The 21,175-nt window shown below is 62.3% G+C and carries 20 protein-coding genes; 5 read left to right on the top strand and 15 right to left on the bottom strand.

What is annotated here, in order from left to right:
• The first annotated feature begins 92 nt into the window (after nucleotides 1-92).
• Nucleotides 93-2,789, top strand: a complete 2,697-nt coding sequence (locus tag AAY24_RS12750; RefSeq protein WP_046860007.1) for a DUF2339 domain-containing protein — start codon at nucleotides 93-95, stop codon at nucleotides 2,787-2,789.
• Entirely contained in the window at nucleotides 2,786-4,183 is a 1,398-nt protein-coding gene (locus tag AAY24_RS12745) for a DUF3999 domain-containing protein (protein ID WP_082117139.1), read from the top strand. Before AAY24_RS12750 ends, AAY24_RS12745 begins: the two co-directional genes overlap by 4 nt.
• A 9-nt stretch (nucleotides 4,184-4,192) precedes the next feature.
• On the opposite strand, the gene ubiB is transcribed toward AAY24_RS12745, so the two are convergent.
• The 6 genes from ubiB to hslV all read right to left on the bottom strand — a co-directional run bounded on the left by ubiB (nucleotide 4,193) and on the right by hslV (nucleotide 9,656).
• The gene (ubiB, locus tag AAY24_RS12740) at nucleotides 4,193-5,848 is read right to left on the bottom strand and encodes a ubiquinone biosynthesis regulatory protein kinase UbiB (protein ID WP_046860005.1); all 1,656 of its coding nucleotides are present in this window, start codon (nucleotides 5,846-5,848) and stop codon (nucleotides 4,193-4,195) included.
• Nucleotides 5,845-6,477 carry a ubiquinone biosynthesis accessory factor UbiJ gene (locus AAY24_RS12735; protein WP_046860004.1) on the bottom strand — a complete coding sequence of 211 codons (633 nt, stop codon included), beginning with the start codon at nucleotides 6,475-6,477 and terminating at the stop codon, nucleotides 5,845-5,847. The genes ubiB and AAY24_RS12735 overlap by 4 nt, the downstream gene beginning before the upstream one ends.
• A gap of 15 nt (nucleotides 6,478-6,492) precedes the next feature.
• Nucleotides 6,493-7,242: a bifunctional demethylmenaquinone methyltransferase/2-methoxy-6-polyprenyl-1,4-benzoquinol methylase UbiE gene (ubiE, locus tag AAY24_RS12730; RefSeq protein WP_046860003.1), complete on the bottom strand. Its 750-nt coding sequence runs from the start codon at nucleotides 7,240-7,242 to the stop codon at nucleotides 6,493-6,495.
• A gap of 150 nt (nucleotides 7,243-7,392) precedes the next feature.
• Entirely contained in the window at nucleotides 7,393-7,758 is a 366-nt protein-coding gene (locus AAY24_RS12725) for a gamma-butyrobetaine hydroxylase family protein (RefSeq protein WP_046860002.1), read from the bottom strand.
• A gap of 11 nt (nucleotides 7,759-7,769) precedes the next feature.
• The gene (gene hslU, locus AAY24_RS12720; protein WP_046860001.1) at nucleotides 7,770-9,098 is read right to left on the bottom strand and encodes an ATP-dependent protease ATPase subunit HslU; all 1,329 of its coding nucleotides are present in this window, start codon (nucleotides 9,096-9,098) and stop codon (nucleotides 7,770-7,772) included.
• A 12-nt stretch (nucleotides 9,099-9,110) separates the two neighbouring features.
• Nucleotides 9,111-9,656 (bottom strand): ATP-dependent protease subunit HslV, encoded by a 546-nt coding sequence (gene hslV / locus AAY24_RS12715; RefSeq protein WP_046860000.1) that lies wholly within the window; start codon nucleotides 9,654-9,656, stop codon nucleotides 9,111-9,113.
• Between the two features lie 168 nt (nucleotides 9,657-9,824).
• Between hslV and AAY24_RS12710 the strand changes: the two genes are divergently transcribed.
• The gene (locus AAY24_RS12710) at nucleotides 9,825-10,820 is read left to right on the top strand and encodes a nucleoid-associated protein (protein WP_046859999.1); all 996 of its coding nucleotides are present in this window, start codon (nucleotides 9,825-9,827) and stop codon (nucleotides 10,818-10,820) included.
• 15 nt (nucleotides 10,821-10,835) lie between these two features.
• Here AAY24_RS12710 and AAY24_RS12705 read toward each other — a convergent pair whose 3' ends face one another.
• Entirely contained in the window at nucleotides 10,836-11,633 is a 798-nt protein-coding gene (locus AAY24_RS12705) for a ferritin-like domain-containing protein (RefSeq protein ID WP_046861292.1), read from the bottom strand.
• 148 nt (nucleotides 11,634-11,781) lie between these two features.
• On the opposite strand from AAY24_RS12705, the gene AAY24_RS12700 reads away from it, so the two are divergent.
• Nucleotides 11,782-13,329: a bifunctional GNAT family N-acetyltransferase/carbon-nitrogen hydrolase family protein gene (locus AAY24_RS12700; protein ID WP_335337171.1), complete on the top strand. Its 1,548-nt coding sequence runs from the start codon at nucleotides 11,782-11,784 to the stop codon at nucleotides 13,327-13,329.
• 10 nt (nucleotides 13,330-13,339) lie between these two features.
• Here AAY24_RS12700 and xerC read toward each other — a convergent pair whose 3' ends face one another.
• The 6 genes from xerC to AAY24_RS12675 form a co-directional block, all read right to left on the bottom strand.
• The gene (gene xerC / locus AAY24_RS12695; protein ID WP_046859998.1) at nucleotides 13,340-14,257 is read right to left on the bottom strand and encodes a tyrosine recombinase XerC; all 918 of its coding nucleotides are present in this window, start codon (nucleotides 14,255-14,257) and stop codon (nucleotides 13,340-13,342) included.
• Nucleotides 14,257-14,937 carry a DUF484 family protein gene (locus AAY24_RS12690; RefSeq protein WP_046859997.1) on the bottom strand — a complete coding sequence of 227 codons (681 nt, stop codon included), beginning with the start codon at nucleotides 14,935-14,937 and terminating at the stop codon, nucleotides 14,257-14,259. The genes xerC and AAY24_RS12690 overlap by 1 nt, the downstream gene beginning before the upstream one ends.
• A complete protein-coding gene (gene dapF / locus AAY24_RS12685) occupies nucleotides 14,934-15,764 on the bottom strand; it encodes a diaminopimelate epimerase (protein ID WP_046859996.1) in 831 nt (276 codons plus the stop codon). The genes AAY24_RS12690 and dapF overlap by 4 nt, the downstream gene beginning before the upstream one ends.
• A gap of 12 nt (nucleotides 15,765-15,776) precedes the next feature.
• Entirely contained in the window at nucleotides 15,777-15,920 is a 144-nt protein-coding gene (gene lptM, locus AAY24_RS18945) for an LPS translocon maturation chaperone LptM (RefSeq protein WP_082117138.1), read from the bottom strand.
• A 101-nt stretch (nucleotides 15,921-16,021) separates the two neighbouring features.
• Complete coding sequence (locus tag AAY24_RS12680) at nucleotides 16,022-18,874, bottom strand: class I adenylate cyclase (protein WP_046859995.1); 2,853 nt, start codon at nucleotides 18,872-18,874, stop codon at nucleotides 16,022-16,024.
• A gap of 10 nt (nucleotides 18,875-18,884) precedes the next feature.
• Nucleotides 18,885-19,718 carry a sensor domain-containing diguanylate cyclase gene (locus AAY24_RS12675; RefSeq protein WP_199930372.1) on the bottom strand — a complete coding sequence of 278 codons (834 nt, stop codon included), beginning with the start codon at nucleotides 19,716-19,718 and terminating at the stop codon, nucleotides 18,885-18,887.
• A 252-nt stretch (nucleotides 19,719-19,970) separates the two neighbouring features.
• On the opposite strand from AAY24_RS12675, the gene AAY24_RS12670 reads away from it, so the two are divergent.
• Complete coding sequence (locus tag AAY24_RS12670; protein WP_199930371.1) at nucleotides 19,971-20,381, top strand: hypothetical protein; 411 nt, start codon at nucleotides 19,971-19,973, stop codon at nucleotides 20,379-20,381.
• A 13-nt stretch (nucleotides 20,382-20,394) separates the two neighbouring features.
• On the opposite strand, the gene AAY24_RS12665 is transcribed toward AAY24_RS12670, so the two are convergent.
• A complete protein-coding gene (locus tag AAY24_RS12665) occupies nucleotides 20,395-20,772 on the bottom strand; it encodes a nucleotide pyrophosphohydrolase (protein WP_046859993.1) in 378 nt (125 codons plus the stop codon).
• Entirely contained in the window at nucleotides 20,765-21,172 is a 408-nt protein-coding gene (locus AAY24_RS12660; protein WP_046859992.1) for an HIT domain-containing protein, read from the bottom strand. Before AAY24_RS12660 ends, AAY24_RS12665 begins: the two co-directional genes overlap by 8 nt.
• Between the last annotated feature and the right edge of the window lie 3 nt (nucleotides 21,173-21,175).

Genomic DNA, 21,175 nt, shown 5'->3' with positions numbered 1-21,175 from the left:
CGGTTGCGGAAAATTGTCGATGATGGACAGAATCGACCGGTGCTTCGTGGTAACTTTAGGCTATTTTGCACCAATCTTAATAGGGAACGTTTATGGCATATACCCTGGCCCTGCTTGGCGGGGTGATTTCCGCCGGATTACTGGGCACATCGGCGGCGATATTTGGTGCTCTTATCGGTTTTCTGCTGGGTACGGCTTACCGCCAGGGTCGACGGCTGGAGCAGCTGGATCGGGAACTGGAGCAGTTGCGCAGCCGTCTGGCGCACCCGGCGGAGGCCACTGCCGGGGAAGCGGGCGAGGTCCCGCCGGCGACATCGGCAGCGGCTTTGTCAGCGGAACCGGAAGAGCTGGACTTCGACCTGGAACTGGTGGAGGAGACGCCGCCACCCCGTTCCCCATCCCGCCCATCGGTGCGGCCAACACCGGAACCCCACGCAGCCAATCTGTTCGACCGGGCGGTGGCATGGATTCGGGATTACTTTACCGGTGGCAACCTGATTGTCCGGGTCGGAGTGATCGTACTCTTTTTCGGTGTCGCCTTTCTGCTCAAATATGCCGCCGAGCACAGCCAGATCTCCATCGAGTTCCGCCTCATGGGGGTGGCGGTGGCCGGTATGGTTCTGCTGATCCTGGGCTGGCGCCTGCGCAGCCGGCGGGCGCTTTATGGTCTGGCGTTGCAGGGCGGCGCTGTCGGTCTGCTCTATCTCACCGTGTTCTCGGCCCTGCGCCTCTACAGCCTGCTGCCGGCAACGCTCGCCTTCGGCATGCTGTTGCTGTTCGTCACCCTCACGGCCCTGCTGGCCCTGCTACAGAACGCCAGTTCCCTGGCGATTCTGGCCACGGCGGGGGGATTTCTGGCCCCGGTGCTCACCTCCACCGGGGAGGGGAGCCACGTCGCCCTGTTCAGTTACTACCTGCTGCTCAATGGAGGTGTACTGGCGATCGCCTGGTTCAAGTCCTGGCGCCTGCTCAACCTGGTGGGGTTCGGATTTACCTTCGTGATCGGAGCGCTCTGGGGTTATCACTATTACCAGCCTGAATTCTTCACCAGCACCGAGCCCTTCCTGATCGCCTTTTTCCTCATGTACGCCGCCATTGCGGTGCTGTTTGCCTGGCGCCAACCGCCCAACCTGAAAGGGGTGGTGGATGGCACCCTGGTGTTTGGTGTGCCGCTGGCCAGTGCCGGCCTGCAGGCGGCGCTGGTGCGGGACATGCCCTACGGCCTGGCGTTCAGCGCCGTTGCGCTGGGCGGGTTTTACATCCTGTTGGCCAGCCTGCTGTTCAAACGGGGCGGTCATCCGCTGCGTATGTTGTCGGAGAGTTTCCTCGGTACCGGCGTGGTGTTTGCCACCCTGGCGATTCTGTTTGCCCTGGAGGGTCGGCTCAGCTCCGCCTTCTGGGCGCTGGAAGGGGCGGCCATGATCTGGATCGGCATCCGTCAGTCGCGGCGCCTGCCGCGGCTGTTTGGCCTGCTGCTGCAACTGCTGGCCGGCCTGCTCTACCTGGATGACAGTCGCTGGATGGGTGATGCGTTGCCGCTGGTCAACAGCCAGTTCCTGGGGGCCGGGCTGATAGCGCTGGGTGGTTTGTTCACTGCCTTCTACCTGGATCGCCATGCGGACAAGCGGGCTGACTACGAAAAGTGGGTGCCGCCGCTGTTCTTCTTCTGGGGTGTGCTCTGGTGGCTGGGTGCCGCTATCCAGGAGCTGGATCGTTACGCGAACGGCTACATCGAATGGGTATGGCTGCTGGTAATGCTGGCCCTGACGGCCGGGCTGGCGGAGTGGTTGCGATTGCGCCTGCCCTGGGGACGGCTGCGTCTGGTTACCCTGGGTCTGTTGCCCGCCCTGGGTCTCGTGGTGCTGGGCGTCTGGTTGGATCTGTCCCATCCGCTGAAAGGTATGCTCCTGCCGGCCTGGCTGCTGGCCTTTGTCGTCCAGTATGGCCTGCTCTATCGCCAGGATAGCGACACAACTTCGATCCGGCCGCTGTGGCATGGCGGCAGTTTCTGGTTGCTGACCTTCCTGCTTACTGTTGAAGCGGCCTGGCAGCTGGACCAGGCGATCGCCGGCAGCCATCTGTGGGAGATGATCCCCTGGGGTGCGGTGCCCATGCTGCTGGCCCTTGGACTGCTGACGTTGGGACAACGTCTGCGCTGGCCGGTACAGCGCCATCTTCTGGCTTACAACATCCAGGTGTTGGCACCAGTGCTGGTCTATCTGCTCGGTTGGGCCATGCTGGCCAATGTGGTCAGCCCGGGCAATCCCTGGCCGATCGATTATCTGCCGGTCCTCAACCCGTTGGATCTGACTATCCTGGCGATCCTGTTGCTGCTGCTCAAGTGGTGGCAACGGACTGACGACTGGCTGGAACAGCACGGCGTCCGGCCCGGTTACTATTTCGCGGGTCTCGGAGTGGCCCTGTTCCTCTGGCTGAACGGCATGGTGGTTCGGGCCGTGCACCACTGGGGCGGAGTGCCGTTTGACGCTGATCTGCTGATCCAATCCCAGGTGTTACAGGCGGCGCTGGCGGTACTCTGGGCCAGCATCGGCCTGGGCAGTATGCTGGCGGGGACCCGCACCGGTCGCCGATCGCTGTGGCTGTCGGGAGCCGGCTTGATGGGGCTGGTGGTGCTGAAGCTGTTTTTGGTGGATCTCTCCAATACCGGTACGGTGGCCCGTATCGTCGCCTTTATTGGTGTCGGGGTGTTGTTATTGATCGTGGGATACTTCTCGCCCGCACCGCCCCGCCAGAGCGGGAAGGTGGCATTGAATCAGGAGGAAGGATGATGAGATGGGTCTGTCTGATGTTGACCCTGCTGTGCGGTGGCCAGTTGCTGGCCGATTCGCCTAAGGGCCTGGAACAGGACGACTTCGCCTGGGGTATCCGGCTGCAACCGGCGGCCGCCAGTCCGTTCTACCAACTGGAATTACCCCTGGCGGTCTACCGGGGTGTGCAGCGTGCTGACCTGGGTGATCTGCGTCTGTTTAACGGCCAGGGGGACCGGTTACCCCATGAACTGACACTGCCGACGGCGCAGCTGCCGGATCGTGAACGGATTGAGCCGGTGGCCCTGTTCCCGCTGTATGGCAGTCGGACGGCGGATCTGCAACTGCTCTCCATGCGCATCAGCCGACAGGACAGCTCCGGCTCCATGAGCCTGGAACAACACCAGCTGCAGCGCGACCGGGAGGAGGTGTTGCGCGGTTATCTGCTGCAGCTTTGGCAGGGCGAGCGACCGCTCACGATCCGTCGACTGCAGCTCCGTTGGGCGGATGCGTCAACCGGTTTCATCAAACGACTCCGGTTGGAGCAGAGTGACGACCTGACCCACTGGCGTGCGCTGCCGGGGGCGGCGGTTATGGCCGATCTGGCGTTTGCCGGTGAACGCTTGGTGCGGGCCGAGATCCCGCTGCAGGGTGTGACCCAGCGCTTTCTCCGCCTGACCCCGGTCAGCGGCGACATGCCCCTGGCGTTGAGCGCCGTTGATGCCGTGATCCAGGAGAATGGTTCAGCGCGGCCACCGGTGCTGTTGGCGGTTGACACACTCTATTCCGGTGCACAGGAGGGAGAGTACCTGTTCGAGTTGCCCGGTCCGTTGCCGGTGCGCGCGGTCGAACTGCTGCCGGCGGAGTCCAATACCATCACCCGGGCCACGCTCTATTCCCGTCCTGCGCCGGGGTCCCCCTGGGTGCAGCGCGCCCAGGGTACCATCTACCGGCTGCTGGTTCAGGAGACACCCCTGGAACAGACGGCCCTTCCGGTCGGGCGCGTCACGGACCGTTACTGGCGTTTGACCGTGGATGCGGCCAGCGGTGGGCTGGGTCGTCAACAGCCCACCATCCGGGTTGGCTGGACTCCCCACCGGCTGCGCTTTTCCGCCCGGGGTGACGGCCCCTACCTGCTGGCCTACGGCAGTGCAGCGGCCGGCTTGCCGTCAGCCAGCTCCCTGCTGGCCGATTTCAGCGAGCTTGAACGTGGCCAACTGGTGAGTGAACAGATCCGTGCCGGCCAACCGTTTGAGCTGGCCGGGCGGGCCGCCCTGGAAATTCGTCAGGTGTACGACTGGAAGCAGTGGTCTCTCTGGGGAGTGCTGATACTGGCCACACTGTTGCTGGGCTGGATGGCCTGGTCGACGTTACGCCAGATGAACCGCAAGGATTCGGCGTCCGGCGACTCCTGAGAGGTGCGGTCAGGCCTTGAACCAGGTGCGGATCAGGGCCAGGCCGCCCAGGCCCGCAAGACCGATACCGGCGGGGGTGACTACGCTGGCGGGCAGCAGTTGACCGGGACCGAGCAGCAGTAGCAGAGTACCGGTCAGCAGCAGGCTGGCGCCGCTGATGGCGGTCAGCAGATGGCGTTGATGGCGTCGGTTGTCCTGGCGCAGCTGCTCCAGCTCAGCCGATTTCCAGTTCAGTTGCAGGCGACCCTCGGCCGCGTCCAGCAGCACCTTGTGCAGCAGGATCGGCATGTCGGCGGCATACTCGGTCATGATGGGCAGGTTCTTTTTCAGCTTGCGGGTGAACGCCTTGGGGCCCACCTGCTCTTTCATCCAGCGCTCCAGGAACGGTTTGGCGGTGGCCCAGAGATCCAGTTCCGGGTAGAGCTGTCGGCCCAGTCCCTCGATATAGAGCAGGGTCTTCTGCAATAGCACCAGCTGGGGCTGCACCTCCATATCGAAGCGGCGCGCGGTCTGGAACAGGTTGATCAGGAAGTGGCCGAAGGAGATCTCCCGCAGGGGCTTGTTGAAGATCGGCTCACAGACCGAGCGGATGGCCGATTCAAACTCCTCCACCCGGGTGCCGGCGGGCACCCAGCCGGATTCCACATGCAGCTCTGCGACCCGGTAGTAGTCCCGGTTGAAGAAGGCCAGCAGATTCTCCGCCAGGTAGCGCTGATCCTCGGTGGTCAGGGAGCCGACAATACCGAAATCCACCGCGATGTAGCGGCCACCGGGTTCCACGAAAATATTGCCCGGATGCATGTCGGCATGGAAGAAGTTGTCCCGGAACACCTGGGTGAAGAAGATCTCCACCCCCTGGATACCGAGCTGCTCCATGCTGATGCCGGCGGCCTTGAGGGCGGCGATATTGCCCACCGGGATGCCGTGGATGCGCTCCATCACCAGTACATTATGGCGGGTGTAATCCCAGTAAATCTCCGGTACGAACAGGATGTCACTACCTTCCCAGTTGCGCCGCAGCTGAGCGGCATTGGCCGCTTCCCGCTGCAGGTCCAGCTCGTCCAGGATGGTCTTCTCATAATCCCGCACCACCTCGATGGGACGCAGACGGCGGCCATCCTTCCAGTAGCGATCGGCCAGCCCGGCAATGATATAGAGCAGGCCCACATCGCGCCGGATGATCCGCTCGATATCCGGGCGCAGCACCTTGACCACCACCTCTTTACCATCCTTCAGGGTGGCGGTATGGACCTGGGCGATGGAGGCCGAGGCGAGGGGCGTCTCATCGAAGGAGTCCAGCACGTCTTCAATGGGGTAGCCGAACGCCTGCTCGATGATGCGTCGCGCCTGTTGGCCGGAGAAAGGTGGCACCGCGTCCTGCAGCTTGGCCAGTTCATCGGCGATATCAGCCGGTAGCAGGTCGCGGCGGGTGGAGAGGATCTGGCCGAACTTGATGAAGATCGGTCCCAGGTCTTCCAGTGCCCGGCGAATGCGCACCGGGTAAGGCGGCAGCTTGCCCCGACGCAGCCAGTAGAAGGGCGACAGGTAGAGCAGAAAACGGACCGGTCGGAACAGGTGGGTGGCCAGGATCACTTCATCCAGGCCATGGCGCAGCAGCACCCAGTTGATATGCAGCAGGCGCAGCGCCTCGGTGGGACGGATCACGGGGTCTCCTCGTGGGGATTGTGCTTGTTGGGTTCCAGCAGTTTGAGCCGGGCTTCCAGGCGTTCCACATCGTCCCGCAGCGCATCCACCGCGGCCAGAAACTGTTCCACCTCACTCCGTTCCGGGAGTATCTTCAGCTCCTTTTGCAGCAGTTCCTGCAGGTCCAGCTCCAGGGTATCCAGGGTGCGGCGACCCCAGCCACCCAGCTGGCGGACCACACCGGCCACATCTTCGGCCACCAGGCTGCCGGTGTAGCGGCCCAGCTGGGCCTCCCAGTCGATCGACATGCCGCCCAGGATCTTGCCCAGTTGATGGGCGAGGTCGGTATCACCGCTGATCTTCACCGCGCCGCTGAACAGCTGGTCGGAACTGGTGGCCTGGTTGCCCATGCGGGCCAGGGCCAGCGGTGTGCCCTGCAGGGTGCAGTCCGGTTCATCTTCGCAACGGGTGAACAGCTGTACGCCGGCGGGACCGGGGATCAGGTAGATGGTCTGGTTCAGCCCGGACAGCTCGAAGGCGATCACTTTACCGTGCAGCCGGGCCATCTTTGCCGCAGCCGCCGGATCCAGGTTGAGATAGCGGTTGAAGGCCTGTTCGAGGCCGGCGATGGCGACTCCGGAGAGACTCATGGCTGTCGCGTCCGGTTAAAGCTTGAAACCACGATGGACGGCGACGATGCCGCCCGTCAGGTTGTGATAATCGCAGCGCTCCAGGCCGGCCTGCTCCATCATGCCCTTGAGGGTATCCTGGTCCGGATGCATACGGATAGATTCCGCCAGATAGCGGTAGCTGGCCTCGTCATTGGCCACCACCTTGCCGATCTTGGGCAGGAATTTGAAAGAGTAGAAGTCATACAGGCTCTGCAACGGTTTACCACGGGGGTGGGAAAACTCCAGCACCAGTACCCGGCCGCCCGGTCGCAGAACCCGATACATCTCGTTCAGTGCCTGCTGTTTGTCAGTCACGTTACGCAGGCCGAAAGCGATGGTGATGCAGTCGAAACTGTTGTCGGGAAACGGGATCTGCTCGGCGTTTACCTGGGTGTAACAGACATTGCCCACCAGCCCTTCATCGGCCATGCGAACCCGGCCCTGATTGAGCATGGATTCGTTGATATCGGTCATCACCACCAGCCCATCGGGCCCCACCAGGCCGGCGAACCGGGCCGCCAGATCGCCGGTGCCGGAGGCCAGATCGAGGATCTTCTGACCGCGCCGGATGCCCGCCAGCTCCACCGCAAAACGTTTCCAGAGCCGGTGAATGCCAAACGACATCAGGTCGTTCATCAGGTCATAGCGGGACGCCACGGAGTCAAACACGGCCCGCACGCGTTGTGCCTTTTCCTCGGCCTTGATGGTCTGGAAACCAAAGTGGGTGGATTCATTCTCCGTCATGTTGCTGCCTTGAACAGATTGAGTGGTGGATGCAGTGACTGCTGAATGGTGCAGAGTGTATAGGGTTTTTGCCATTTCAGGAACAAATGGCCGGCTTTCCGGATTACCCAGGCCCGCCGGATGCCCAACGGCATCCGATTGCGGACCCGGTCAGTTGGTCGCCTTACGCTGGTGGCCGGCCTCTTCCAGGCGTTTCAGATAGCTCTGCCAGTTCTGCTCATAGTTGGCGCCCAGGCTGTAGAGATACTCCCAGGAGTAGATGCCGGTGTTGTGCTCGTCATCGAAATGGAGCACCACCGCGTAGTTACCCACCGGGGTGATCTGGGCGATATTCACATCCTCCTTGCCGATCTGCAGCACCTCCTGCCCGGGCCCGTGGCCCATCACCTCGGCGGAAGGGGAGAAGACCCGCAGGTATTCGCACGGCAGTTTGAATCTGGCGCCGTCGTCAAAGCTCACTTCGAGAACGCGTGAGTGCTGGTGAAGATTAAGTTCAATGGGTACGTGTTTGGACATCTCATCTACTCCTACAGGATGAACCGGCTGAGATCCTCATCCGAGGCCAGCTCGGAGAGATTGTTGTCTACATAGGCGGCATCGATGGTGACGCTGCTGCCGGGTACCTCGGTGGCGGTGAAGGAGATACCCTCCAACAGCCGTTCCATCACCGTATGCAGGCGGCGGGCGCCGATATTCTCGGTACCTTCGTTGACCTGCCAGGCGACCTCGGCAATACGCCGGATGCCCTCCTCGGTGAAATTGAGTTTGACCCCCTCGGTCGCCATCAGGGCGATATACTGTTCGGTCAGGGAGGCATCCGGTTCGGTCAGGATACGGATGAAATCCTCCGTGGTCAGGGCATCCAGCTCGACCCGGATCGGCAGCCGCCCCTGCAGCTCGGGGATCAGGTCCGACGGCTTGGCCAGGTGGAAGGCGCCGGAGGCGATGAACAGGATGTGGTCGGTGCGCACCATGCCCTGTTTGGTGGAGACGGTACAGCCCTCCACCAGCGGCAGCAGATCCCGCTGAACGCCCTGGCGGGAGACATCGGGACCACCGTGCTCGGAGCGGGCGGCCACTTTGTCCAGCTCGTCCAGGAACACGATACCCTGCTGTTCCACCTTCTCCAGGGCCTGCAGCTTCAGGTCCTCGTCATTGACCAGCTTGGCCGCCTCTTCATCCTGCAGGATGCGCAGGGCGTCCTTGACCCGCAGCTTGCGCTTCTGGGTGCGCCCGCCACCGATGTTCTGGAACAGCCCCTGCAGCTGGCTGGTCATCTCCTCCATGCCCGGCGGGGCCATGATCTCTACCCCGAGGGCGGCGCCCGAGACCTCGATCTCGATCTCCTTCTCATCCAGCTCGCCGTTACGCAGCTTGACCCGGAACTTGTCCCGGGTGGAGGCGCCCACCGCACTGCTGCTGTCGCTCTCCCAGCTGCTGGGGCGGGGCAGCAGTACATCCAGCACCCGCTCTTCCGCCGCGTCGGCGGCCTGATCCTTGACTTTCTCCAGCGCCTGCTCCCGCACCATCTTCATGGCGGAATCGGCCAGGTCCCGGATAATGGAGTCCACATCCCGGCCTACGTAGCCCACCTCGGTGAACTTGGTGGCCTCGATCTTGATAAAGGGCGCGTTGGCCAGTTTGGCCAGACGTCGGGCGATTTCGGTCTTGCCGACTCCGGTGGGGCCGATCATGAGGATGTTCTTCGGTGTGATCTCACTGCGCAGCGCCTCATCCACCTGGCTGCGCCGCCAACGGTTACGCAGGGCGATGGCAACGGCGCGCTTGGCGGCCGACTGGCCAATAATGTGCTTGTCCAGCTCCTGGACGATCTGTTGGGGTGTCAATTCAGGCATGATGTTCAGGAATTACTCTTCTGCATCGAGTTCTTCGATGACGAGGTTGTGGTTGGTGAAGACGCAGATATCGGCGGCGATGCCGAGACCCTTCTCGACAATCTCCCGGGCGCTCAGATCGGTGTTGTGCAGCAGCGCCTTGGCCGCTGCCTGGGCGAAGGGACCGCCGGAACCGATGGCCATCAGGTTATCTTCCGGCTCGATCACGTCACCCAGGCCGGTGATCATCAGCGAAGCGGTTTTGTCTGCCACCAGCAGCAGCGCCTCCAGCTTGCGCAGGGTCCGATCGGTGCGCCAGTCCTTGGCCAGTTCCACTGCGGCACGCATCAGGTGGCCGTGGTGTTTCTCCAGTTTCGCCTCAAACCGTTCAAACAGGGTGAAGGCGTCGGCGGTGGCACCGGCAAAGCCGGCCAGTACCTGGTTTTTGTAGAGCCGGCGCACCTTGCGGGCATTGCCCTTCATGACGGTGTTGCCCATGGAGACCTGGCCGTCGCCGCCGATCACCACCTTGCCGTTACGGCGGATTGAGAGAATTGTTGTGCCCTTGATCGGCTCCACTGCGTTGCCCCTTGTTAATCAGTAATGGCTATTCTAACCGATCCAACATGGGGAGAATAACCGCCATTTTCAAGGCTATTGGCCGGGGCGATCCGGTACGACCTTTTTACGGGTATAATCCGCGCCTGTCCCGGGACTGTCCTGTCGTTTAGCCTTTGCGGAGTTCACATGAGCATCATCCACTGCATCACCCACCAGTTGCATCCCGACGAGAGCGGCGCGCCGGCCCTGCGTCTGCGCGACGCCGAGCTGGCTGTGGATGGGGCGGTGGAGGAGCTGGCGGCAGAGCTGAAACGGGCCTACCTGGGCCGTATCAATCGGGAGCACGGACGCTTTTCGGATGCCGCCCGGGAGAGCGGAATGGCCCATGAGCTGGAGCGGTTCGTGACCGGCCAGCAGGATTTCGTCGCCCTCAGCAGGCAACTGGCCCAACAGCTGTTGCAGCAGTTGCAGGAGCAGGGTGCCGAGTTGCGCGGTCACCTGGTTCTGCTGCTGGAGCAGCAGCATGAGCAGCAGGCGTTCTACCTGTTTGTGGTGAGCCAGCGGGTGGCCAGCCGCATCAATGACCGGCAGGAGATCGAGCCGGTGCTGACCCTCGATTTCGGTGCCTCGATGATGGCCCTGAAGGTGGATCTGACGCTGTGGCAGGGGGATGAGGGGGGCGCCTATCTCTCCATGAGCCCCTCCCGGGCCCGGGGCATGGCGGAACTGCTGGAGCAGCTGGCCGGTTTCAGCGCCGGTGTGGACAAGGCCGCGGCCACCCGGGACTTTCTGGAGCGGATCGAGACCTTCTCCCAGCAGCTGCCGGAAGAGCAGGTGAGTGATTTCCGCAACCAGGTGGTCAACTACTGCGTGGAGCAGGATCGGCAGGATGCCCCGGTGGCCATCAACGAGCTGTCCCAGGCACTCGATGGGGTGGACAACGCCGCCTTCTCCAACTACCTGGCGGACCATCTGCCCGCCGATGAGGGTCGGCTGTTACTGGACCGCAAGAGCCTGCAGCGCTATGTCCGGTTTGCCGGCCGGGAGCGGGATCTGGCGATCAGCTTCTCCTCCAACCAGCTCAACAAGCGGGTCCATTATCAGCCCGAGACCGATACCCTGAGCATCACCGGTCTGCCGAAAATGCTGCGCAGCCAGCTGCTCGGGCATGGAGAGGAGTAGGCCCCGACATCCCGCCTATCCGCCCGCTTCCAGGCGGGCCAGTTCGTTGTCACTGAAACCACACTGCCGCCGTGCTGCATGATTGAACGGGCCGCGCGGGACATGGCCCAGGTAGCGCTGCAACAGCTGGAAGAACGTGTCGTCCGGGTCCAGCCCCTGCTGTTCACAGCGGTAGCGGAACCAGCGGGTGCCGGCGCTGACGTGGCCGATCTCATCGTTGGCGATGGTGGTCAGTATGGAGACGGTACGGCTGTCGCCCAGCTCCCGGAACTTCTCCAGGGTGCCCGGTATCACATCCAGCGCCCGCGCTTCGAAAACCCGGTGCACGATACCCATGCGGTCCATCAGCTCATGGGCGGTCTCCACCGCGCTGCCCCACAACTGGTCATGGGCGCTGAAATCACCATAGTCAAAACCCATGGCGCGCAGCTGGCCGCGCAGGGCGAGGAAGTGCTCACTCTCCTCACCGGCACACTGCAGCCAGTCTTCGTAATACTCCCGGGGCAGACCACGAAACCGGTAGATGGTGTCCCAGGCCAGGTTGACCGCCGTCAGCTCGATATGGGCCAGGGCGTGGATCAGGGCCGCCCGCCGGGTCAGGGAGCCGAAGCCCCGTTTGCTGACCTGTTGCGGCGGCACCAGGATGGGGCGCTCCAGGCGGCCCGGTTGCATGAACTGCTCGGGCTCATCATCACTGTCCCAGTTCAGATTGCCGGCCCGCCAATCGGCCACCAGGGCCAGGGAGGCGTCCAGCTTCTCATCCGGATCGGCGAGCAGAAAACAGTGTTTGGCGGCGGCGAAAAGATTGGTCAAACCGGACTCCCGGGTGTTGGTTGCAGGGCGCATTTCAGGGTTGGACGGAGCGCGCCCGGTTATTGTACCGACTCCGGCTGCCGCCAGACAGATGAACTGGCATATACTGGAGACATCGAGTCAGGCTGTGGTCAGCGGGATGCAAAACATGCGTGAAGAGAACGAAACCCACCTTATACTGCGCGTTATCGAGCAGGAGGATTATGCCCAGGTTGCCGAGTTGATGGATCTGGTCTATGCCGATATCGGCGGTGCCTGGCCGAAGGAGACCATCCAGGCACTGATCAAGGCGTTTCCGGATGGCCAGATCTGTATCGAGGATAACGGCAAGATCGTGGCCGCCGCCCTGACCATCAAGGTCGATTACCACCGCTACTCCTTTGTACACAAATACCGTGATCTGGTCAGTGATCAGCACATCGCCCGCCACAACGAGAAGGGTGATGCCCTGTACGGCCTGGATGTGTTTGTGCACCCCGATTACCGGGATTTCCGGCTGGGCCGGCGGCTGTACGATGCGCGCAAGGAGTTGTGCCGTGCCCTCAACCTGAAGGCGATTCTGGCCGGGGGGCGTATCCCGGGTTATAACCGCCACGCCAATGAGTGCAGCGTGGCGGAGTATATCGACAAGGTGAAGCGGCGTGAGCTGCACGATCCGATTCTGTCGTTCCAGCTCGCCAATGATTTTGATGTCAAACGGCTGATGTCCGGTTACCTGCCGGAGGATACCAAGTCCCGGGGGTTCGCCACCCTGCTGGAGTGGCACAACATCCTGTTCGAAGAGGATGGGGACTTCAGCCATGGCGCCGAGAAGAGCATTGTCCGTATCGGCATCGTGCAGTGGCAGATGCGGGCGGTGATCTCGCTGGAGGATCTGTTGAGCCAGGCGGAGTTCTTTGTTGACTCCCTGTCCGATTACCAGTCCGATTTTGCCCTGTTCCCGGAGTTTTTCAGCGCCCCCCTGATGGGGCTGGCGCCGGAGAAAAATTCGGTTCAGGCAATCCGCTTTCTGGCTGGTTTTACTGAGCAGATCCGGGCACGATTCTCCCAGATGGCGGTCACGTACAACATCAATATTATCGCCGGCAGCATGCCGGTGATGGAGGGCGACCAGCTCTACAATATCGCCTACCTGATGCATCGGGATGGTCGGATTGACGCCCAGCACAAGATCCACATCACCCCCCATGAGCGGCGCGACTGGGTGATCGACGGTGGCGGAGACGTATCGGTATTCGATACCGACGCCGGCAAAGTCGGCATTCTCACCTGTTACGACGTGGAGTTTCCCGAGCTTGCCCGCCTGCTGGCCGACCAGGGGGTGCAGATCATTTTCGTGCCGTTCTGGACCGATACCAAGAACGGTTATCTGCGGGTACGTATCTGCTCCCAGGCGCGGGCGATTGAAAACGAGTGCTACGTGGCGATCGGCGGCAGCGTGGGCAATCTGCCCCGGGTGGACAATGTGGCCATCCAGTATGCCCAGTCGGCGGTGTTCTCCCCGTCCGATGTCTATTTCCCCCATGATGCGACCATCGCCGAGGCGACCCCGAATGCGGAGATGATCCTGTTTGCCGACGTGGACCTGGAGAAGCTGAAGCTGCTGAGTACCGAAGGTTCGGTCACCAACCTGAAGGATCGCCGACTCGATCTCTACCGGCTGGGCCTGGATAAGTCCGGGACGGCCGGGGAGTGAGCCGGCCCGGTCAGTCGTCGTCCTTTTTCCGGCGCGCCCGGGGATGGGCGCTGTCATAGACCTGGGCCAGATGCTGGAAATCGAGATGGGTGTAGATCTGGGTGGTGCTGATATCGGCATGTCCCAGCAGCTCCTGGACCGCCCGCAGGTCGCTGGAGGACTCCAGCAGATGGCTGGCGAAGGAGTGGCGCAGCATGTGCGGATGGAGTTGCTGCTGACAGCCCTGCTGTCGGGCCCACTGGCGTAGGCGTTGCTGGATGCTGCGGGGGCGTAACCGGGTGCCCCGCTGGCTGACGAACAGCGCCTGCTCATCCGGTCGGGCCAGCTGGTTGCGCACCTGCCGCCAGGCCCGGATGGCGGCCAGCGCTTTGCTGCCCACCGGCACCCGGCGACTTTTCGCCCCCTTGCCGATCACCTCCAGGGTGGCATCGTCCGGGTCGATATCGTGCAGATTGACCGAAACCAGCTCCGCCAGCCGCAGGCCGGAGGAGTAGAGCAGCTCCATAATGGCCAGATCCCGCAGCACCAGGGGGTCGTCACTGCTGACGTCCAGCAGATTGCCCAGCTGATCCACGTCCAGGGTGGCGGGCAGGTGGCGCTCGGTTTTCGGGGCACGAATTCCGCTGGCGGGGCAGCTTCTGGCCCGGCCTTCCCGGATCAGGAAGCGGAACAGGCTGCGCAGGGCGGAGAGTTCCCGTTGCAGGCTCTTGCCGGAGATGCCGCTGCGATGGCGTTTGGCCACGTAGGCGCGCACCTGGTGGGCGCTGAGCTGGTCCCAGTCGGGTAGGGGGAGTGTGCGGCACCAGTCGCTGAAACGCTCCAGATCACGCCGGTAGTTGCTCAGGGTGTGCCGGGAGAGACGCCGCTCGAACTGCAGGTGGGAGAGAAACGCCTGCAGTCCCTGTTGCAGCCGGTCGGCAGGGGGCATCAGCTGCCCGGTTCCGACACCACTTCCAGGGTCTTGCTGACAATCTCACCCAGCCGGATCAGGTAGTCGGTGCCCATGCCGGGATGGAAGCGGTGCTCGCTGTGGCTGCCGATCGCCAGCACCCCCAGCAACCCCTCACCCCGGATCGGAATCAGGGCGGTGGAGGCGATATCCTCCGCCTGGGGGCCGAACAGGTATTCCAGGCGTTCGGCCGGCAGTCGGCCGCAACGGGGCCGGTTGCCGTCGAGAAAATCCCGGAAACCGTCCAGGTCCGGGTTGCTGGCGTGCTCCATCGCGCTGGCGGAGTAGAGATGCAGCTCCACCGCCTCGGCGCGGAAATCATCATGCAGCAGATCCTGCAGGGTGTTGATCACCTCTTCAAAGTCACAGCACTCGATCAGTTTCACCGTCAGGCGGTGCAGCCGCTCATTCAGCAGCTCGTTCTCCCGGGCGATGGCGACAAACTCTTCCAGCTTCTGCCGATCCTGCTCGGCCTGTTCCCGCAAGACGGCGACCTGACGCTCGATCAGGGAGACGGTGTTGCCGTTGTTGTGCGGCAGCTCCAGCTTGGTCAGCAGCTCCGGGTGGCGGTCAAAAAAATCGGGATGGTTGTTCAGATACTCAATCAGATTCTGTTCGATCTGGGGATAATCCGGGGTTGGCTCGGGTTGTGAGCTCATAGTTCGATGCTTCCTTCAAAAACCGAAGCGGCCGGACCGTACATCAGCACAGGCGCCTGTTCGTCAGGCCACTCTATCATAAGTGATCCGCCCGGCAAGCTGACCTTGACGGTTTTGTTAAGTAGTCCCCGCAGCCGGCCCGACACCACAGCGGCACAGGCACCGGTGCCGCAGGCCAGGGTCTCGCCCACGCCGCGCTCGAAAACCCGCAGGGCGATGGCATCTGCGGAGAGGATCTGCATAAAGCCCACATTGACCCGCTGGGGAAAACGGGGATGCTGTTGCAGGGCGCTGCCGATCTGCTCCAGGGGCGCATGCTCCAGGTTGTCCACCACCATCACCGCATGGGGGTTACCCATGGAGACCACGCCCAGGGTCAGGGTCTCGCCCTGCACCTCGACCTGATACTCGGCAGCCGCTTGATCGGCTACAAAGGGTATCTGGCCAGGCTCCAGTACCGGGACGCCCATGTTGACCCGGATCATATCGTCCGCTTCCATCAGGAGCGTGATCACGCCGGCCTTGGTGCCGACCCGGATCTCCCGCTTGTCGGTCAAGCCCTTGTCGTGCACATAGCGGGCAAAACAGCGGGCACCGTTGCCGCACTGTTCCACCTCGTCCCCGTCGGCGTTGAATATGCGGTAATTGAAGTCGGTGTCCGGCAGGGTGGGTGGCTCCACCAGGAGAATCTGATCGCAGCCGATGCCGAAGTTGCGATCACCGATATGGCGGAACTGTTCGGGGGTCAGTTCCAGCGGCTGGCTGAAGGCGTCAAACACGACAAAGTCGTTGCCCAGTCCGTGCATCTTGGTGAAGGCATATTTCATTATGGTATCCGGCTAGTTGTCCTGGCTCTCTTCCTGCTGCTGGGTGGCCGGGTCCGGCAGATAGAGTGCACCCTTCTGGCCGCAGGCGCTGAGCATGCTGCTGGTACCCAGCACCAGAATGACCAGCCAGAGAAGATAGCGAGACCAGCAAAACATGGCGTGTAGCTCCGAATTTTTTCAACAGCCGGCATTGTAACCCTGGCGGTGGCCAAACCCAACCGGATTTGCTGCTGGGCCTCGCCGCAGGTGGGATCGGATCACTGTTGCAGCTTGAACAGTGCCTGATTGAGACGCTCCTCCAGCCGCTTCTTGAACTTCAGAAACTGGATCGTGGTGGCATCTTCTTCAGAACCGATGCCGGAGAGCTCCAGGCTGGTGAGGTAGATGGGGTAGGCCTTGTGACCGATACGCTGTTCCAGCAGATGTTGTGCCACGGTGCTGTAGAGTGTGTCACCGTACTCCAGTGAGCTGAACTCCCGTTCCCCGCAGATCAGCAGGTGGGGGGCCTGGTTCAGATCCAGGCCCTCACTGACCAGGCGCAACTCCATGTAGCTGTCGGGCAGGCGGTGGCGCGGCGGGGTTCGTGGCTCGGCCAGGTGTTCCCCATTGTGGTGGCGTTGCAGCTGGTAGAACTCCGGTGCATCCAGCAGGTAACGCTGGGCCGGCTGGTCTCCCGGCAGGCTCAGGCTGCGTTGCAGCAGCATCCCTCTGAAAAAGCGCTGTTGCTGCACCAGCAGGTAGTGTTCGTCCGCCTCCGGCATCTGTTGATGGAACAGTGCACCGTGCTCGTCCAGGATATACAGCTCGGTCTGACCCTGCTCGATACGGTAAAAAATCTGAATGGTGCCGGCCCGGTTGTGGCGCAGGATGCAGGGCAGCGGCGTGCTGGCCAGATTGATACTGTCGATAGTGGTGGGGCGGTAGCTGCGCTGGGGTTCCGCCAGTATGTCCAGCAGCTCCTGAAGATCGTTGAGCGGAAAGTAGGAGAACTTGTCGTTCTGATAGTGGATCAGGTAGAAATCATCTTCGATCTGCTGCACATAGCGACTCTCCAGTCCGCTGCCCGCCGGGCTGAAGCAGTGCAGGACGTCGTTGAACAGCTTTTCCACCCGTCTGGCGGTGCTGCTGCCCCGTACCGAATTGTAACAGTGGGCGGTGGCGCGCGGCGGTTGCCGGGCTGGGTCGCCCTGCAGGCTCATGCGCAGGAAATGGCACAGACACTCCAGCAATCCCCGGGTGCCCTGGTGATAGGTGACCAGGGTCTCACCCCAACTGGTGGTGATCAGCTGCTCCACGGTGGCCACCAACGAGCTGTGCGCTGAACCGAAACTGAGCGGGTCACTGCGCTCCGTGGTGAGCTGTTTGCCCACTTTCGCCAGGTAGCCCATCGGGTCGATACCGGTATTGATGAACAGGGTGCAGGAGAGGGCGTAGGGGGGCTTTTTCAACCGGCTCATGGGCACCGCTACGGTCTCATGGGGCGGATAGGCGTTATGCAGTGCGCCGACCAGGGCCGCCAGTTCCGCCTGACTGACCGGATTCTCCTTGGGATAGAGGGTGATGATGGTGTTCAGGTTGATCAGGCGGTTGAGGTGGCACCAGGCCAGCACCTCACCCAGGCAGGCGGCACTCTTGAGTGGACTGGTGACCCGGGCAGCCTGTTCATTCACTTCACCCAGGTAGAGAAACCAGGCGTACTGATCGCCCTGGGTGCGACTGTAGTGGAGCGATACCCGCTCTTCGTAAAGACCGCGGGTAATGCCGGGATTGATACTATCTATCTTGCCCGGGCGTTTCTCCAGGGCGGTATAGAGTTTGCGCCCGAGCAGGCTGAGCTCGGCCGGGTCGATGGTCTGGGTGGAGGCGTACTCCCGGGCGAAGTCGGTCAACAGCCGGTAGCTGTAGCTGAGCTCCCGGACCAGGTTATCCCGTTCATCCATCACCTGGTCGATCTTCCAGCTCTGGCGGGCATCCAGATTGACCAGCAGGCCCTCACCCCATCCCCACTCCCTGGTCAGGGATGTCACCATCTCCCGCTTCCAGTCCTGCCGGCTACGCAGCGGGGCGCGGCTCAGGACCTGCTCGGATTTGAAGTAGAGGCAGCGCCGCGCCAGCTCCAGCCGTTCCGGTTCACCGCGCTCCAGCAGATACTCCTCCACCCGCCGGTACATCAATACATAGGGATCCAGCTCGCGCCGGTCCAGTTCACCACTGTAGATAGCTTTTTTGGTCTCCAGGCAGAGCCAACGGATATGGGGGTATTCCCGGGCATAGGCTTCGGTCAGGAACAGCTTGAGAATGGTTTTGTAGGGCGACTCCACACCCTTGAACAGCTGCCAGTGGGCGGCGCCGACAAACTCCTCCACCGGGATCGCCTCCAGACTGCCGAAGTCCAGGCAGTCGAGGGGGTCGACGAAGCGCTTGTGGAACAGCATCTGCACGTAGCTGGTGTAGTTCGACTCCTCCTCCGGTGGCACCATCCACCAGATCGGGTAGCGTCCGGCCAGCAGTACGCCGGTGCGGTAAAACTCCTCCAGCAGCAGGTGGGGCTGGGTTGTGCCACTGCTCTCATGGGACAGGTCATCCAGCCGGCCGGCGCGGAAGGCATCCACATCCATGAGGAAAAAGTGCACTTCCAGGTTCAGCTCTTTACCCCACGCCTCCAGTTTGCGGGCCTTGGCACGCAACTGTTGGCGCTGATCGTGATCGAGCTCCGGATCGTGGCAGAGCCAGATATCGAAATCGCTGCCCCGGGTGTGGGCGATACTGCCGATGCTGCCCATGAGATAGAGCGCCTGGATATGAAACCGCCGCCGGGCACGCTTTTTATATTCAAAACTGCGGCTCAGTTTGCGCGCACTGCGCAGTACCCCCAGGGTGGGTGTGTAGTCGGGAATACCGATGGGTGTTTCGCTGCCGGCAAAGCCCGGCAGGGTGGGATGGTTGATGTGAAACAGCAGGGGCAGAAGGTCAACAAAGACCCGTTGGCTCGGGGTCAGCTCACGGGCAATGACCCGCAGCCGCTCCCGGTGCAGTCCCATAAAGCGGCGGCGTACGGTCAGCAGTTCCCGACGACCGATGCCGTCCTTGTATGAGACCGCATCGGCCACTGTTCACCCCTCAGGCCGGGCCGTCGCCGGCACCGTTTTCGGCCAGGTTGGCGAACGCCTGCTTCATCAGCAGTCGGGCGTCCTGGCCTTTGCGCCACTCGGCCAGTCCGAACTGCAACGCCAGGGAACCGGTGGTATGGGGCGCTGGCAGTGCCAGCTCCGAGAAACTGGCCAGCATCTTGTCCATCAGGTCGTGGCCCTGCTGCAGGCTGGTTTCCGGCAGGATGATAATAAACTGGCTCTCTTCCCAGCGGGCGATCATATCGACCCAACGGAGCCGGTCGCGCAGGTAACGGCTCACCGCCAGGATCACCTCATCCGGTATCGCGCCGGCACCGTCCCTGTCCGCCAGCTGAATAACCGCCAGGGTGAGCGGGTTCTGGTAGCGTCGACTGCGGGCCACCTGGGAGTTCAGGGCCCGGGTCAGTGCCTGACGGTTAGCCAGGCCGGTCAGCTCGTCGGTGATGGCCAGCTCCTGCACCTGCTGGTTAAGGCGCTGATTCTCCTCCTGTAACTGCACCAGTTCGGTAATATCCTGGAAGAATTTTACCTGGTACATGTCCGGATCGGTGGCGGGCGGGGTGACCACGGTGCACTGCAGCCAGCGCTCCTGTTCCACGCCGCTGCCGAACAGGTGCATCAATCCGCTCTCCTTGAACAGACCCCGATGGGAGGTGAAGGGGAACTGCTCCCGGGACTGTCCCACCAGCTGGTCGGCGGTCAGTCCCAGCATGCGTTCCAGGGCCGGATTGAGCCAGCTGATGCAACCGTCCCGGTTGAAAAACATCACCCCGCAGGGCGCATCCTGTAGCGCCTGGCGGGTTGTACTGCTTGCCTGAGTCAAAACCAAGATCCTCCAAACCGTATGTCCGGGTTGGCGCCGGATAAGCCCATCCGTCGTCCGCGCCTGTGAATACCTGCAAGTTACTCAAAATTGGTGGCTGATCGTCACGTCACACGCCAGCGCTGACCGCTGGCGGTTAAAGATCGACCTTCAACAGACTATAATGCGTCCGAATGTAGTTAAACTTTAGTCCCTAACACTCCGGGCAGTGGATCATTTTTCCGACCAACCCGGTTGGTACAAGGAGGCCGGATGGAAACGAGCGATCTCGTCACTGGTGCGGAGTGGCATCCGGGAGACCCGCTATGGCGACGTGTCCCCACCGCTGACCCCGGTGGTAAGTATCTGGCGGATTTCATGCTGCTGATACCGGGCCTGAAGCGTTGGGCCCCGCAGCGCCTGGAACAGCTGCATAGGGAGCTGCATACACTGTTCCGGCAGCATGCGGAACAGGTGGTATTTGCCGACCTGAATATGAAACTGAATCTGCTCTGGATCAGCCACCGGCAGGGTAAGGGGGTGTCGCTGACCCTGTTCGAGGCTATTCGGGAGCGGGTACCGGAGGCGGTATTGGTGGCTAACCAGGCCGAGGTGGAGCTGGGTCTGCAGCGCCGACGACGGCGCTGGAGTCTCCGCCGGCTGCTGGGTCATCATGGCGGCTGAATCCTGACCCCGGCTATTGAGCCGGGTCGTCGTACTCACCGGCCCGACGTGCGTCCCCGTATACTTTCTCTGCCGGGTAACGGGTTTCGTTGATGGCAATCTTGCGGTTGGCAGCTTCGATCAGGTCGATATCCAGTCGCTCGGCAGCACGGATCAGGTAGATCAGGATATCCGCCATCTCCAGGGCCACCTGCTCCCGCTTCTGTTCCGACAGCTGCTGGCTCTGCGCCTCACTCAACCATTGGAAATGCTCCACCAGCTCGGCACATTCGGCGATCAGCGCCATGGCCAGATTCTTCGGGGAGTGGAACTGTTCCCAGTTCCGCTCCCGGGCAAATGCCAGCAGGCGCGCGTTCAGCTGGGCCAGCGAATCGGTCGTTTCGTCACTCATCGGTAAACCATACCTGGAGTTCCGCGATGCGCTGTTCCAGCTCGGCGGCCGGGTAGGGCTGTCGTTCACCACAGCCCCATACCGGGCCCGGCCAGCAGGGGTCATCGGTCCGTCTGGCCACCACGTGCCAGTGCAGCTGCGGGACCAGGTTGCCCAGGGCGCCCAGGTTGGTCTTGGCTGTCCCGTAGCACTGCTCCAGGACCCGTGCCGCGTGACTGCTTTCAATGATCAGCAGGCGCTGATCACTCTGCTCCAGCTGGTGCACCTCGGTCACCCCGGGGCGCTGCGGAACCAGAATCAGCCAGGGGAAGCGGCAGTCATTCATCAGCCGCACTTCACACAGGCTCAGGTGGCAGATCAGCCGGGTATCGGCAGACAACCGGGGGTGGAGTCGAAACACCGT

Origin of the sequence: Sedimenticola thiotaurini (assembly GCF_001007875.1) — a bacterium.
Classification (GTDB): domain Bacteria; phylum Pseudomonadota; class Gammaproteobacteria; order Chromatiales; family Chromatiaceae; genus Sedimenticola; species Sedimenticola thiotaurini.
This window is presented reverse-complemented; position numbering and strand designations above follow the sequence as displayed.

What these genes read in the sequence shown, in the direction of transcription:
- AAY24_RS12750 (WP_046860007.1), top strand. Translation starts at nt 93, where the DNA reads ATGGCATATACCCTGGCCCTGCTTGGCGGGGTGATTTCCGCCGGATTA.
- AAY24_RS12745 (WP_082117139.1), top strand. Translation starts at nt 2,786, where the DNA reads ATGATGAGATGGGTCTGTCTGATGTTGACCCTGCTGTGCGGTGGCCAG.
- AAY24_RS12735 (WP_046860004.1), bottom strand. Translation starts at nt 6,477, where the DNA reads ATGAGTCTCTCCGGAGTCGCCATCGCCGGCCTCGAACAGGCCTTCAAC.
- ubiE (WP_046860003.1), bottom strand. Translation starts at nt 7,242, where the DNA reads ATGACGGAGAATGAATCCACCCACTTTGGTTTCCAGACCATCAAGGCC.
- AAY24_RS12725 (WP_046860002.1), bottom strand. Translation starts at nt 7,758, where the DNA reads ATGTCCAAACACGTACCCATTGAACTTAATCTTCACCAGCACTCACGC.
- hslU (WP_046860001.1), bottom strand. Translation starts at nt 9,098, where the DNA reads ATGCCTGAATTGACACCCCAACAGATCGTCCAGGAGCTGGACAAGCAC.
- AAY24_RS12710 (WP_046859999.1), top strand. Translation starts at nt 9,825, where the DNA reads ATGAGCATCATCCACTGCATCACCCACCAGTTGCATCCCGACGAGAGC.
- AAY24_RS12700 (WP_335337171.1), top strand. Translation starts at nt 11,782, where the DNA reads ATGCGTGAAGAGAACGAAACCCACCTTATACTGCGCGTTATCGAGCAG.
- xerC (WP_046859998.1), bottom strand. Translation starts at nt 14,257, where the DNA reads ATGCCCCCTGCCGACCGGCTGCAACAGGGACTGCAGGCGTTTCTCTCC.
- AAY24_RS12690 (WP_046859997.1), bottom strand. Translation starts at nt 14,937, where the DNA reads ATGAGCTCACAACCCGAGCCAACCCCGGATTATCCCCAGATCGAACAG.
- dapF (WP_046859996.1), bottom strand. Translation starts at nt 15,764, where the DNA reads ATGAAATATGCCTTCACCAAGATGCACGGACTGGGCAACGACTTTGTC.
- lptM (WP_082117138.1), bottom strand. Translation starts at nt 15,920, where the DNA reads ATGTTTTGCTGGTCTCGCTATCTTCTCTGGCTGGTCATTCTGGTGCTG.
- AAY24_RS12670 (WP_199930371.1), top strand. Translation starts at nt 19,971, where the DNA reads ATGGAAACGAGCGATCTCGTCACTGGTGCGGAGTGGCATCCGGGAGAC.
- AAY24_RS12665 (WP_046859993.1), bottom strand. Translation starts at nt 20,772, where the DNA reads ATGAGTGACGAAACGACCGATTCGCTGGCCCAGCTGAACGCGCGCCTG.